This is a genomic window from Cupriavidus sp. 22TCCZM01-5, assembly GCF_057798915.1.
In genome coordinates, this window is record NZ_JBYOJR010000007.1 from 172848 (window position 1) to 186456 (window position 13609).

A 13609-nucleotide genomic window follows, 5' to 3' on the forward strand; every position below is an offset into this window, starting at 1 on the left:
GCCGATGACACCAGCAGATCTCAGCCTCGATCTGGAGCAGTTGCCCGCGCCGCCGCCGCTCTGGCATGGCCTGGTCGGGCAGGATGACTGGTCCGCAACGGCCCGCGCGGTGGCTGACGCTGGCGGGCGCCTGGTCGCGCTATGGGGCGTCGACCGGCTTGCCATCGGCGGTACCTTGGCGGCATGTGCAGCGTACGCCGTGCCGCGAGGACTGATATGGCTCGAATTACGCCTTGATGGTGCCGCGCCCGTAGTGCCGGATCTCAGCGGCGTATTCCCAAGCGCGGACCGGATGCAGCGTGCCATGACCGACCTGGTGGGTATCGCCGTGCAGGGCAGCCGTGATGTCCGGCCCTGGCTTGACCACGGCCTGTGGCCGCCAGGGCCGCGGCCGCTGCAAAGCGGCGCGCAGGCGGGTGTGGCCACGGCCGGCAAACTGCCTGCCGACTATCCTTTCGTGCGTGTGGAGGGAGATGGGGTGCACGAGATTGCGGTCGGCCCGGTACATGCCGGCATCATCGAACCCGGTCACTTCCGCTTTTCCGTGGTCGGCGAGAAGGTGCTGCGGCTGGAAGAACACCTGGGCTACACGCACAAGGGCATCGAGCGGCGTTTCACCGAACTGGCACCGCTCGAGGGCTGCCGGCTGGCCGGAAGGGTCTCGGGCGATTCCACCGTGGCTTATGCCTGGGCCTACTGCATGGCGCTGGAGTCCGCCTGGGACTGCGCGCCCGCGCCGCGGGCAAGCTGGCTGCGCGCCCTGATGCTAGAGCGCGAGCGGGTGGCCAATCACCTGGGCGACCTGGGGGCGCTGGGCAACGACGCGGGGCTGGCCTTCGGCCTGGCGCAATTCTCGCGCCTGCGCGAAGACTGGCAGCGGCTGTCCGCAGAGGCTTTCGGCCATCGGCTGATGATGGATGCCGTGGTACCAGGCGGCGTTGCGCAGGACTTGACGCCCGCCATGCTTGAGCGCCTGCGGCAGCAGTGCGACCGTATCGAGCAGGAAGTCCGTACCCTGCGCGCGGTGTACGACGAGCATGCCGGACTGCAGGACCGTTTTCTTGGGGCGGGCCGCGTGTCGCCGCAGCTTGCTGCCGAGCTTGGGCTTACCGGCCTGGCAGGGCGTGCCAGCGGCCGCGCGGCGGACCTGCGCTGCGACTACGCCTGGCTGCCCTACGACGCGTTGGCAGTGAAAATGGCCACCCACAGTGCCGGCGATGTCGCCGCCCGCGTGGCGGTGCGATTCGACGAAGTGTTGGAGTCGCTGCGCCTGATCCGGGCCATCTGTACAGACATGCCGGAGGGCGCCGCGCGAATCGTGCCGCAGGCGCCCGGCACCGCCACGATCGGGGCGGGATGGGTGGAGGGCTGGCGTGGGGAGGTCTTCGTCTCGCTCGAACTTGCCGATGACGGCCGTATCCTGCGCTGCCATTGCCACGACCCGTCGTGGCAGAACTGGCCGGTGCTCGAGCACGCCATCATCGGCAATATCGTGCCGGACTTCCCGCTCATCAACAAATCATTCAACCTCAGCTATTCGGGGCACGACCTCTGATGTGGCAAATCCTCAAGCAGATCGTCCGCACCGGCATCGTCACCGAGCCTGCGCCGCCTTGCGCGGAGGGTGAGGCTGCCTCCGTTCAACACATCCACCAGGAACTGCTCGACATTCTCGGCCGGGCATTGACGATCCGCCAGGTCGACGCCGGCTCGTGCAATGGCTGCGAGCTGGAGATCCATGCACTCGGCAACCCCTACTACAACATCGAAGGCCTGGGCATCAAGTTCGTCGCCAGCCCGCGCCATGCCGACATGCTGCTGGTGACCGGACCCGTCTCGCGTCATATGGAAGAGGCCCTGCGGCGCACCTACGCGGCGACGCCCGAACCAAGACTGGTGGTGGCGACAGGCGATTGCGCCTGTACCGGCGGGATCTACGGGGAAAGCTATGCGAGCTGCGGCCGCGTCGCCAACGTCATCCCGGTCGACTTAGCCGTGCCAGGCTGTCCACCGCCCCCCATCGAGATCCTGCGCGGAATTCTGAACGCCGTGCGACGGCGGCAGACCGGTTCCGCACGGCGCTAGCGCGATTGCCCGTTCTACTACGTATCAGTGTCAGCCGCCTTCCTTCGCCATCCTGGGCGTGCCGACCCTCGGCCTGGTGGCGTAGTCCACCTCGTGCTCCTGCAAATAGTCGCGAATCAGCTGGCGAACAACTTGAGACGGTGTCTGGTCCTGGGCGGCACACAGCGTCTCAAGGGCCTGTTTCTTCACCGGATCGATTAGTACGGTCAGGCGGGCAGTCTTGGATTCCATACGTGCTGGAGTGTCATTGTGTGATAACTGCATTATCATTACATACAACTACGACGCCCGCCACGCTCACCCGATGCCATACCGCCATGCCTCTGAGAGTCCAATCATTAGACGCGTGCCGAGTAATACACAGGCGAAGCCAGCACGTAGGCGTCCTGGAGTTCACTATTCTTCAATGAGGACACAGTGGTAGAGGTGACGTTAGAGGCAACTGCCAGGGACGGATTTCAAGGACGCAATTCGGCGCGACTGGCTTTCACGGCCAATCAGTTCGAGTGCGAGATCCGACTCACCAACGGCCCCTGGATCGCGAACGCCAAGAACGTGCTTGAGGTCATGCGCCTGTCCGCCCGCGTGGGAACACACCTGTGCATCCAGGCGGACGGCGTGGACGAGGCCGCCGCGATCGTCACCATCGCCGCCTTGCTCAGGGGGGAAGCGCTCCCCAGACCGCGCTAATGGAAACCGACAGATGCTCGCCGACCGCTCCTCGTTTGAGGCTTATCTGAAATTTCTTGCCGAGGCGACCAACGACGGCACGCCGCAGGTGCTGGAAACCCAGCACGCCCTGTCGCTGCATTTCGACGCGCTGGCTACCCAAAGCTTCATGTCGCGCAAGGACCCCGACAAGCTCGTGCTGGGATATACCCGGACGATGATGGGATTCCTGCTGTTGCACCCGACTCCAGCCAGAATCTCGATGATCGGCCTGGGTGGCGGTTCTCTTGCCAAATATTGCTACCGGCATCTGCCCAACACCACGATTGTGGCGATCGAAATCAACCCGGCGGTCATTGCCCTGCGCGAGCAGTTCCAGATCCCGCCGGACGACGAACGACTCGAGGTGGTCTGCGCGGATGGCGCCGAATATGTCGCGAACCAGAATGCGCGGCCGGACGTGATCCTGGTGGACGGGTTCCTGGCCGACGGCATGCCAGTGCAGTTGGGCACCGCTGACTTCTATGCGGCCTGTCATGCACGCTTGAGCGATACGGGCGTGCTGGTCGCCAATTTCCTCGAAAGCGATCCCGATATCCCGCTCTATCTGGAGGAAGTCAGTACCGCGTTCGGCAATTCGATGTCAATTTCCCTTTCGGAGGACAGCGCCAACTACACGCTATTCGCCTGGAAGGGCGCGCACAGGCTGCCCTCCCTGGACACGCTGATGGCGCGGGCGCGCATCCTGGAAACGGCGCATTCACTGAAACTCACTACGGCTGCCCGCCGCCTGAAGCGCGGCGAGCAGCTTGCGTCGGATCGCGCCGCCTGGCATAAGCTGGCAAGGCCGCAGATTCTGTCCTGACCTCCCCCTCTCGCGCACAGCCCCCTGATCAACGCGACCATGCCAATCCTGTACTTGCGCAGGCTCACCGGGAAGGAGCGCAATCCCGGAATCAATCGGCAACTGGCCTGCTACCTGGCCTTTGTCGCCGGGGCGACCAACGCGGGCGGGTTCCTGGCTGTGCAGCAGTACACCTCGCACATGTCGGGCATCGTGTCCGCCATGGCCGACAACCTGGCGCTTGGCAGTTTCTGGCTGATGCTGGATGGCCTGGGGGCCCTGCTGTCGTTCCTGGCGGGCGCGGCCTGCTCGGCGGTGCTGATCAACTGGGCCCGGCGCGAGAGGCTGCATAGCGAATATGCATTGCCGCTCATGCTGGAGGCCGCGCTGCTGGTGTGTTTTGGCCTGCTCGGCGGCAATCTCGAGCACCACGAATGGTTGTTTGTACCAGCAACGGTCATGGTGCTCTGTTTCATCATGGGCTTGCAAAATGCCATGGTCACCAAGCTGTCGAACGCCGAGATCCGCACCACGCACGTGACCGGCATGGTCACCGACATCGGCATCGAGCTCGGCAAGCTGTTCTATTGCAACCTGTCCAGAGCCGATCCTGGCAAGCCACTGGTGCTCGCCAATCGGCACAAGCTGCGGGTACTCATCACACTGGTCGCATTGTTCTTTGCCGGTGGCGTGATTGGCGCGCTGGGGTTCAAGCACGTCGGGTTCAGCGCCACGCTTGCGCTGGCAGCCCTGCTGGTCGCGCTCGCTGCCGTCCCGGTCCTGGACGATGTGCGTCTGCACTTGTGGCGCCGTGATCTTCTGCCTCATCTGCTCGCACGGTCCCGGCGCTGGGCGCATGCAGTCAGGCAGGATGTGCATGCGGTATGGCTGGCCGCCCAGGATCCCCGCACACCATGGTATGCGAAGGCGATTGCCTTGCCGGTCTCCGCCTATGCCTTGTCACCCATTGACCTGATTCCTGATTACATTCCGGTGCTTGGCCATCTGGACGACATGGTGTTGGTGCCTCTCGCCTTGCTGCTGGCAATACGATGGATTCCGGTTGACGTGATGCGCCAGCATCGTGCAGCCGCGGCAGAGGCCGCAAATCGCCCCGTCAGCTACGCTGCGGCGATGTTGATCGTAGCGCTCTGGATTATTGCCGCAATGTCGGCGTCGATCTGGCTCGTGCGGCATCTGCCCGGCCGTTGATGTACCTGCAAGAGATCGGCCCCCGCTTCTGATGACCGGCTGCCTGAACCTGCGCCAATGAATAGTCAAAAAATCAGATTTCTTCGCTCGCGAATTCCCACATTCGAGTGCACCCCTGGATGTCATGACTGTTGTGGTCCCGTGACAACGTCGTCGGAAGAGATGTCAAGGCTTCCCGTCAAGAGTGAGGCCGAGCACGAGGCTGCGCTAGCAAACCTGAGCTGCCCTCATCTTGATGCCAGGGGTTGCAGCGTGTATGCGGAGCGTCCGCTGATTTGTCGCTTGTTTGGCACCACCCCAAGGCTTGCCTGTCCGAACGGAAACAGGCCGGACAAAATGATCGACCCGGACATCGAACAAGAGATTCAGCGCTTCTTTGCAGAGACACGTCACGTGCTGGTCTGAAGCAGGAGCCAGCGGTCCGCCATGGACGATGCGTGCCCTGCCCCGTGACCTGACCAATGCGGCCCGTGCATCCCGCACCCCAGTCAGGGATTTCCTCTATGTCAAATGCTGCCCGCAGGCCCCGCAGCAGCCCGCTATTTCGCCCTGCGGAATACTAGGCCGGTTTCCTTGACTGGCCCTTCGGCCCTATGCAAAAGTCGTTGAAAACGAACGACCGTGCGGGAATTATCGCTTCCACGCAACGGCGTCGCCGGCCACGACCGGCACCGCGGCGCAACAGCGCAGACCGCATCGCATAGGAGACAAACCATGCAGCATCAGCAGTATGCACCTGTCCGCGAGCACGGCACTCGATCGGCGCACCGCGCCAATCCGGACCCGGCATCGCTTGCGGCGGCCCGAGCCCTCGACTGATCCCCACTTCCGCATGCGCGTCGGCCCAAGGCTGCCGCCATGAATCCGCGCGCCCGCTTGCGGCCGGCGCGTGCCCTGTTTCGTGAACCGCACGAGGTGAGCCTGTGGCATTGTTCCTTCAACAGATCCTGAACGGCCTGACGCTGGGCGGCGTGTACAGCCTGGTGGCGCTTGGCCTGACGCTGGTCTACGGCATCCTGCACGTGCCGAACTTTGCGCACGGCGCGTTCTACATGGCCGGCGCCTACGTCTCGTACTACCTGATGACGTCGCTCGGCATGAACTACTGGCTGGCGATGCTCGGCGCGGCCGTGGTGGTCGCGATGCTGTCGATGCTGGCCGACCGGCTGGTGTTCCATCCGCTGCGCAACGCGCCCGAGCTGCACGACATGATCGCGGCCATCGGCATCCTGCTGTTCCTGGAAGCCGGCGCGCAGGCACTGTGGGGCGCGGATTTCCACCGCATGCCGACGCCTTACGGGCAGGTCGTGGACCTGTTCGGCCTGACCGCGCCGCTGCAGCGCCTGCTGATCATTGCCGCCGCGTTCGCGCTGATGGTGCTGCTGCACCTGTTCCTCACGCGCACCATGACCGGCGCTACCATCATGGCCATGGCGCAGAACCGCGAAGGCGCCGCGCTGGTCGGCATCGACGCGACGCGCGTGACGCTGCTGGTGTTCGCCATCTCCGGCGCGCTCGCCGCCATCGCCGCCACGCTCTACGCGCCGATCAACCTGGTCTACCCGAGCATGGGCAACCTGGTCATCACCAAGGCCTTCGTCATCATCATCCTGGGCGGCATGGGCAGCATTCCCGGGGCCATTGCCGGCGGGCTGATCATCGGCATGGCCGAAAGCTTCGGCGGCTTCTATGTATCGACCGACTACAAGGACATCATCGCCTTCGTGCTGCTGGTGGTGATCCTGTCGATCCGGCCGCAAGGCCTGTTCGCCGGCAAGGCGGCCTGAGGAATACGACCATGAAAGCACTGCAAGGAAAGACCGGCTGGACCCTGCTGCTGGCGCTGGCGATTGCGTTCCCCCTGATCGCGCCCAACAGCTACTACCTGACCGTGATGACGCTGGCCTTCATCTACGCCATCGCCACGCTCGGGCTGAACCTGATCACCGGCTACACCGGCCAGCTCAATCTCGCGCATGGCGGCTTCATGGCCATCGGCGCCTACACGCTGGGCATCCTGACGGTCGACCACCAGGTGCCGTTCTGGCTGGCTTTCGCGCTGTCGGGCGTGGTCAGCATGGCGGTCGGCTATGTGGTGGGCCTGGTATCGCTGCGACTGAAGGGACACTACTTCTCTATCTTCACGATGTGCATCGGCTACATCATCTATCTGCTGATCGAGAAGTGGGAAAGCCTGACGCACGGCACGGTGGGCCTGATCGGCATCCCGGTGCCGGCGGCGATCGGCCCCGTCACGTTCGACAGCGTGCCGGCGCAGTACTACCTGGTGCTGGCCTTCCTGGTAACCGGCACCTTCCTGATGCACCGCATCGTCACCTCGCTGCTGGGCCGCAGCTTCATGGCCGTGCGCAACAGCGACGCGCTGGCCGAGGCGCTCGGCATCAACCTGATGCGCACCAAGGTGCTGTCGTTCGTGCTGTCGGTCGGCTACGCCGGCTTCGCGGGCGCGCTCTACGCGGGCCAGGTGCGCTTCCTCGGCCCCGATATCGCGCGCACCGACCTGACCTTCGACATGGTGATGGCAATGCTGGTCGGCGGCACCGGCACGCTGTTCGGGCCGCTGCTGGGCGCGGTGCTGGTGCCGTGGGTCACGCAGACGCTGCAGTTCCTGCAGGACTACCGCATGCTGGTGTTCGGCCCGGTGCTGATCCTGCTGATCATCTTCTTCCCGGACGGAATCGTCGGCTCCTGGCTGAAGAAGCAGGCGCGCAAGGCCGCGGCCGCGCGCCGCGGCAACCGCCAGCCTGCCTCCCCCGCTGCCTCCCCCGTAGCCACCCCCGCCGGAGCCGACCGTGCTTGAGATCCGCAACCTGACCAAGAAATTCGGCGGCCTGACCGCGGTCAACGATGTGTCCGTGACCTTCGAGCAGGGACATATCAACGCCATCATCGGCCCCAACGGGGCCGGCAAGACCACCTTCTTCAACCTGATCGCCGGCACGCATGCGCCGAGTTCGGGCCAGGTCCTGTTCAAGGGGCAGGACGTGGCCGGCCTGCGCGCCGACCAGATCGCGCGGCTCGGCGTGGCGCGCACGTTCCAGGCGACCGCGCTGTTCGACCGCGCCACAGTGCTGGACAACCTGATCGTCGGCCACCGCCTGCGCACGCGCTCAGGCCTTGGCGACGTGCTGTTCAACACGCGCCGCCTGCGCGAGGAGGAGCGGCTGTGCCGAGAGAAGGCGGAAGCGGCGCTCGACTTCGTAGGCCTCACGCACCTGGCCCACGAGATCGCCGCCGACATCACGCAGGAAGCGCGCAAGCGCGTGGCCTTTGCACTGGCGCTGGCCACCGACCCCGAACTGCTGCTGCTCGACGAACCGGCCGGCGGCGTCAATCCGGAGGAAACCGTGGGCCTGGCCGAACTGATCCGCAAGATGGTCCGCCACGGCAAGACGGTCTGCCTGATCGAACACAAGATGGACATGATCATGCGCCTGGCCGACAAGATCATGGTGCTGAACTACGGCGAGAAGATTGCCGAGGGCACGCCCGCGCAGATCCAGCAGGATCCGCATGTCATCGAAGCCTACCTGGGAGCCGACCATGTTGCAGCTTGAACGCGTCTCGCTGTCGTACGGCAGCTTCCGCGCCCTGGACAACATCACCCTGCATGCAGGCGCCGGCGAGCTGGTGGTGCTGCTCGGCGCCAACGGTGCCGGCAAGAGCTCGATCTTCCTGGCGCTGAGCGCGATCCACCGCATCAGCAGCGGCAGCATGCGCTTCGACGGCCGCGAGCTGTCGGGCATGAAGCCGTCGCAGATCGTGCAGGCGGGGCTCGTGCATTGCCCGGAAGGCCGCAAGCTGTTCCCGGCCATGAGCGTGGAGAAGAACCTGACGCTCGGCGCCTACGTGCATCGCCGCGATGCCGCCGGCATGCGCAAGACGCTCGAAGAGGTGTACGAGATGTTCCCGATCCTGCGCCAGAAGCAGGACGACCCCGCGGGTTCGCTGTCCGGCGGTCAGCAGCAGATGGTCGCGCTCGGCCGCGCGCTGATGAGCCGTCCGCGAGCGCTGCTGCTCGACGAGCCTTCGCTGGGCCTGGCGCCGCTGGTGGTCAAGCAGATGTTCGAAATCATCCAGCGCATCAACCGCGCCGGCACCACGGTGCTGCTGGCGGAACAGAATGCCTATGCGGCGCTGGGCATCGCGCATCGGGCCTATGTGATCGAAAGCGGGCGCATCGTGATGGAGGGGGACCGCGATTCGCTGTTGAAGGACGAGGGCATTCGCAAGGCATATATCGGCGGCTAGGAAGCCGCGCTTCTATCAAGCTGGACCAGCGCAGTAGGCATCCATAAAGGAGACAGACATGCAGAGCAACACCTTCCGCCGACTCTTCCCGCTCGCGGCCACCGCCGTCGCCGCCATGCTGGCCTCGGGCGCGGCACTGGCCCAGGAGGTCGTCAAGATCGGCTACACCGGCCCGCTGTCGGGCGGCGCCGCGCTGTATGGCAAGAACGTGTTGTCGGGCGTGCAGATGGCCGTGGACGAGATCAACGCCGCGGGCCTCGAGGTCAAGGGCAAGAAGGTGAAGCTCGAAGTCGTGGCGCTCGATGACAAGTACTCGCCCGCCGAGGCCGCGATCAACGCGCGCCGCCTGGTGCAGCAGCACAAGACCACCGCCGTGTTCGTGCCGCACTCGGGCGGCATCTTCGCGCTGCAGGCCTTCAACGAGCAGGAGAAGTTCCTGGTCATGGCCTATTCGAGCGTGCCGCGCATCACCGATGCCGGCAACAAGCTGACCATCCGCATCCCGCCCGCCTACACCGGCTACATCGAGCCCTTCGTCAAGGCGCAGATGAAGCGCTACGGCAAGAACGTGGCGCTGGCGCCGGCCGACCACGACTACGCCAAGGCCTGGGTGCAGGCCTTCGTCCCGGCCTGGGAAGGCGCGGGCGGCAAGGTCGTCGGCAACAACCCGATGTCCTATACCAAGGCCACCGACTTCTACAGCGGCGTGTCGCGCGCCATCACCGACAAGCCCGACGTGATGTTCATCGGCGGCCCGTCCGAGCCGACCGCGCTGGTAGTCAAGCAGGCGCGCGAGCTCGGCTTCAAGGGCGGCTTCATCGTCATGGACCAGGCCAAGATGGACGAGATGGCCAAGGTCACCAACGGCCTGGCCATGCTGGAAGGCTCGATCGGCGTGCTGCCGCTGGTCAACGACGGCCGCCCGGCCGCGCAGAGCTTCAATGCCAGGTACAAGAAGCTGCACGACGGGCGCGATGCCACGACCGAGATGTCGCTGAACTACACCATGGTGTATGCGCTGGCCGGTGCGATGAAGCTGGCCGGCACCACCAGCGATGCCGCGGCGATCCGCGCGAAGATGCCGGATGCCGTCAAGGCGCTGCCGAAGGACGCCAACCCGAACGAGGTGGAAGGCATCGATGCCAAGGGCGGTTCAGTCGCCGACACCGTGGTAGGCTGGGTGCAGAACGGCAAGATCTCGCCGGTCCGCCTGTCGGAACTGGCCAAGTAAGCCGGCGGACATAGCAACACGGGCCGTCAGGGGACACCCTGACGGCCCGTGTTGCTTTGCCCGGTTGCGGACCGGCTAGCGGCCGTCGCCGTCCCGCTGGCCGTTGCGGGCCTCCATGTGCCCGCGATCCTGTTGCGCGCGCTGCTGCTGGCGCTGCTGGTCCATCTGCTGCTGTTGCTGTTGCTGCTGTTGCCGCTGGCGTTCCTGCATCTGCCGCTGCTGGTCCTGCTGATGGCGCTGCTGCTCCTGCATGGCACGCTGCTGTTCCTGCATCGCGCGCTGCTGTTCCTGCGCGGCACGCTGTTGCTCCATCTGCTGGCGCTGTGCGGCCTGCTGCTGGCGCTGCTGCTCCTGCATCGCGCGCTGCTGTTCCTGGGCGGCACGCTGCTGCTCCATCTGCTGGCGCTGTGCGGCCTGCTGCTGGCGCTGCTGCTCCTGCATCGCGCGCTGCTGTTCCTGGGCGGCACGCTGCTGCTCCATCTGCTGGCGCTGTGCGGCCTGCTGCTGGCGCTGCTGCTCCTGCATCGCGCGCTGCTGTTCCTGCGCAGCACGCTGCTGCTCCATCTGCTGGCGTTGCGCGGCCTGCTGCTGGCGCTGCTGCTCCTGCATGGCGCGCTGCTGTTCCTGCGCGGCACGCTGCTGCTCCATTTGCTGGCGTTGCGCGGACTGCTGCTGGCGCTGTTGCTCCTGCATGGCGCGCTGCTGATCCTGCGCGGCACGCTGCTGCTCCATCTGCTGGCGTTGCGCGGACTGCTGCTGGCGCTGCTGCTCCTGCATGGCGCGCTGCTGATCCTGCGCGGCACGCTGCTGCTCCATCTGCTGGCGTTGCGCGGACTGCTGCTGGCGCTGCTGCTCCTGCATGGCGCGCTGCTGATCCTGCGCGGCACGCTGCTGCTCCATCTGCTGGCGTTGCGCGGACTGCTGCTGGCGCTGCTGCTCCTGCATGGCGCGCTGCTGATCCTGCGCGGCACGCTGCTGTTCCATCTGCTGGCGTTGCGCGGACTGCTGCTGGTGCTGCTGCTCCTGCATGGCGCGCTGCTGATCCTGCGCGGCACGCTGCTGTTCCATCTGCTGGCGTTGCGCGGACTGCTGCTGGTGCTGCTGCTCCTGCATGGCGCGCTGCTGATCCTGCGCGGCACGCTGCTGTTCCATCTGCTGGCGTTGTATCTCCTGCCCCTGCCGCTGCGCATCCGGCGCCTGCGCCATGCCACGCGCCTGGTCAGGTCGCGTGCTCAGGCCCCGGCCATCGGCGTGACCGGCCTGTTGCAGTCGTTGTTGTTCCTGCATCTGCCGCTGCTGATCCATCTGCTGGCGCTGCATTGCCTGTTGCTCGCGTTGCATCTCCTGCCCCTGCCGCTGCGCATCCGGCGCCTGCGCCATGCCATGCGCCTGGTCTGGTCGCGTGCTCAGGCCCCGGCCGTCGGCGTGACCCGGCTGTTGCTGGCGTTGTTGTTCCAGCATCTGCCGCTGCTGATCCATCTGCTGGCGCTGCATCGCCTGTTGCTGGCGTTGCATCTCCTGCCCCTGCCGCTGCGCATCCGGCGCCTGCGCCATGCCTCGTGCCTGGTCCGGCCGCGTGCCCGGCCCGCGGCCTTCGGGGCCCTGCGGCACGCGTCCAGGAGCTGCCATTGCCGCCTGGCTCATGCGCACCTCGGGTACGGCCGGCGCGTTGGGGTGCCTTGACCGCATGTCGCCGCCGCGCCATGCCGGGCCGGCTCCGGGCACAACGCCGCCCTCGCGGGCAAAACGCCGGGCGAGTTCATCCTGCGCCGGGCGGCCAGGCGCGCGCGCAGCGATTGCCTCCCGTTCAAACCCCTGCCGCGCCTGCGGCGGCAGCTGATGGACCGGGGCGGCACCAAGCAGGCTGCTCTTGACCGGCGCCACGGGCGGCGCCCCCCTGGCTTCGCCAGCCGGCAGATTGCGCCATTCCGCGCGATGCATGTCGCGCGGCACGGGCCGGCCCTCGACAAAATTGCGCGCCGGCATTCCCGTGATGGCGCCCGGCACATCGCGGTTAAAGCGCGGCTCGCCGCGGAGCCGTTCATTGATCGTGACGTTGTTGACCGTCACCTGGTTGATCTGCGTAATGTACGCCGGGCTGGCCCGGTAGACCGGGCGGTACACATCGCGCGGACCAAGCGGGTACCAGGCGACACCGGGCCCGCCGCCAATGCTCACGCTCCAGTTGGGGCCGCTTGCGCCGACGAAGGCGACCAAGGCCGGCGCATAGCACGGCCGCGGCACATACGGGCCCGGCACCCAGCCCCAGCGGTTGCCGATATGCGCCCAGCGGCCATAGTGGAACGGCGCGAACCCCCACGGCTCGTCGTCAACCCAGGTCCAGCCCCACGGCGCGATCCAGGCCCAGTGGCCCGTGCTGTACGGCGCCCAGCCGGTGTCCACCACGCGCGGGAACCAGATCGCCCCATAGCCGGGGTCTTCCTGCCAGTCGCCGTAGTCATCCAGCGCGGCGTAGCCAGTCATCTCTCGCGGCACATAACGCGCCGAGCGCGAGGCGTCCTCGCGCGCATCGCGCGCGGCGGTCCAGCGGTCAAAGGCATCGCCCGGCGGAATACCGCCCGAACCCGCATCGGCCAGGTCGGTGCCGGCAAAGCTCATCTGCTCGCCGCGCCGCATTTCCAGCGAGCGGTTGTCGCCATAGATGACGGCGCGGCCATGCCGCATCGTCACGGTGGTGGTGCTGCCGTCGGGCGCTACGTCCAGCCTGTAATCACCCGGCTCGCGCGGCACGAAGGCCAGGTTGGGCGTATCGACCTCGACCGACTGGTCGGGCGGCAGCGCCCGCACCCGCAGCTGCAGCGTGCCTTGCGTCAGCTTGACCTGGGTGGCGTTGTCATCGAGGTTCAGTACGCTGGCGGCGGTCGCACCGCCCAGGCGGATGGCCGTGGAACCGGCGTGCAGTTCAGCCCGTCCGCCGTTGTCCACCCACAGGCGGTCGCCTGTTGTGATTGGACGGTTCTGCCTGGCCGCGGCCCAGTCGTCGGATCCGGCAGGCGCGAAGCTGAGGTTGCCTTGAACGTCTGTCAGGGTCGCGATGCGCGACGAAGGATCCGTCTGCCCGACTTGCGCGGTGGGATCGCCCAGCGGCGATGGCTGGGCCTGCGCGGGCCATTGCACGAGCGCCAGGGCGAGTCCGGCCGCCACCGCAAGCAGGCGCAGCCGGCCGGTTGCCGGCACGCGGGCAGTGCCGCGGTCGGCGCCATCGAATCTAGGGAAAGGAGGCATGGCTGGAAATGATGGTTGAAGGGCCCCAGTCACGCGGGACCATCCTGTTA

At 66.2% G+C, this 13609-nt stretch carries 13 protein-coding genes; 11 read left to right on the forward strand and 2 right to left on the reverse strand.

The window, feature by feature from the left end; translation table 11 throughout:
* Positions 1 to 4 precede the first annotated feature (4 nt).
* Both AC3FNH_RS09605 and AC3FNH_RS09610 read left to right on the forward strand, forming a co-directional pair.
* The gene (locus AC3FNH_RS09605) at positions 5 to 1555 is read left to right on the forward strand and encodes a hydrogenase large subunit (RefSeq protein WP_488719880.1); all 1551 of its coding nucleotides are present in this window, start codon (positions 5 to 7) and stop codon (positions 1553 to 1555) included.
* Entirely contained in the window at positions 1555 to 2085 is a 531-nt protein-coding gene (locus AC3FNH_RS09610; RefSeq protein ID WP_276100981.1) for an NADH-quinone oxidoreductase subunit B family protein, read from the forward strand. Before AC3FNH_RS09605 ends, AC3FNH_RS09610 begins: the two co-directional genes overlap by 1 nt.
* 30 nt (positions 2086 to 2115) lie before the next feature.
* Here the strand turns inward: AC3FNH_RS09610 and AC3FNH_RS09615 are convergent, their stop codons facing one another.
* Complete coding sequence (locus AC3FNH_RS09615) at positions 2116 to 2316, reverse strand: CopG family transcriptional regulator (protein ID WP_276100980.1); 201 nt, start codon at positions 2314 to 2316, stop codon at positions 2116 to 2118.
* Positions 2317 to 2502: 186 nt separating this feature from the next.
* On the opposite strand from AC3FNH_RS09615, the gene AC3FNH_RS09620 reads away from it, so the two are divergent.
* The 9 genes from AC3FNH_RS09620 to AC3FNH_RS09660 all read left to right on the forward strand — a co-directional run bounded on the left by AC3FNH_RS09620 (position 2503) and on the right by AC3FNH_RS09660 (position 10313).
* On the forward strand, positions 2503 to 2775 hold the full coding sequence (locus AC3FNH_RS09620; protein WP_276100979.1) for an HPr family phosphocarrier protein: 273 nt from the start codon (positions 2503 to 2505) through the stop codon (positions 2773 to 2775).
* Positions 2776 to 2788: 13 nt separating this feature from the next.
* Positions 2789 to 3619, forward strand: coding sequence for a fused MFS/spermidine synthase (locus tag AC3FNH_RS09625; protein WP_276100978.1), 831 nt, complete (start codon positions 2789 to 2791; stop codon positions 3617 to 3619).
* 39 nt (positions 3620 to 3658) lie between these two features.
* Positions 3659 to 4810, forward strand: coding sequence for a DUF1275 domain-containing transporter (locus AC3FNH_RS09630; protein ID WP_276100977.1), 1152 nt, complete (start codon positions 3659 to 3661; stop codon positions 4808 to 4810).
* 57 nt (positions 4811 to 4867) lie between these two features.
* Positions 4868 to 5215: a YkgJ family cysteine cluster protein gene (locus AC3FNH_RS09635; protein WP_346348607.1), complete on the forward strand. Its 348-nt coding sequence runs from the start codon at positions 4868 to 4870 to the stop codon at positions 5213 to 5215.
* Positions 5216 to 5733: 518 nt separating this feature from the next.
* A complete protein-coding gene (locus tag AC3FNH_RS09640; protein WP_276100975.1) occupies positions 5734 to 6597 on the forward strand; it encodes a branched-chain amino acid ABC transporter permease in 864 nt (287 codons plus the stop codon).
* An 11-nt stretch (positions 6598 to 6608) separates the two neighbouring features.
* Positions 6609 to 7631 carry a branched-chain amino acid ABC transporter permease gene (locus AC3FNH_RS09645; protein ID WP_488719881.1) on the forward strand — a complete coding sequence of 341 codons (1023 nt, stop codon included), beginning with the start codon at positions 6609 to 6611 and terminating at the stop codon, positions 7629 to 7631.
* Positions 7624 to 8388: an ABC transporter ATP-binding protein gene (locus AC3FNH_RS09650; protein WP_224079194.1), complete on the forward strand. Its 765-nt coding sequence runs from the start codon at positions 7624 to 7626 to the stop codon at positions 8386 to 8388. The genes AC3FNH_RS09645 and AC3FNH_RS09650 overlap by 8 nt, the downstream gene beginning before the upstream one ends.
* Positions 8375 to 9082, forward strand: coding sequence for an ABC transporter ATP-binding protein (locus tag AC3FNH_RS09655; protein ID WP_276100973.1), 708 nt, complete (start codon positions 8375 to 8377; stop codon positions 9080 to 9082). The genes AC3FNH_RS09650 and AC3FNH_RS09655 overlap by 14 nt, the downstream gene beginning before the upstream one ends.
* A 58-nt stretch (positions 9083 to 9140) precedes the next feature.
* Complete coding sequence (locus AC3FNH_RS09660) at positions 9141 to 10313, forward strand: ABC transporter substrate-binding protein (RefSeq protein WP_488719882.1); 1173 nt, start codon at positions 9141 to 9143, stop codon at positions 10311 to 10313.
* Between the two features lie 75 nt (positions 10314 to 10388).
* Here the strand turns inward: AC3FNH_RS09660 and AC3FNH_RS09665 are convergent, their stop codons facing one another.
* Positions 10389 to 13559, reverse strand: a complete 3171-nt coding sequence (locus AC3FNH_RS09665; protein ID WP_488719883.1) for a DUF6600 domain-containing protein — start codon at positions 13557 to 13559, stop codon at positions 10389 to 10391.
* Between the last annotated feature and the right edge of the window lie 50 nt (positions 13560 to 13609).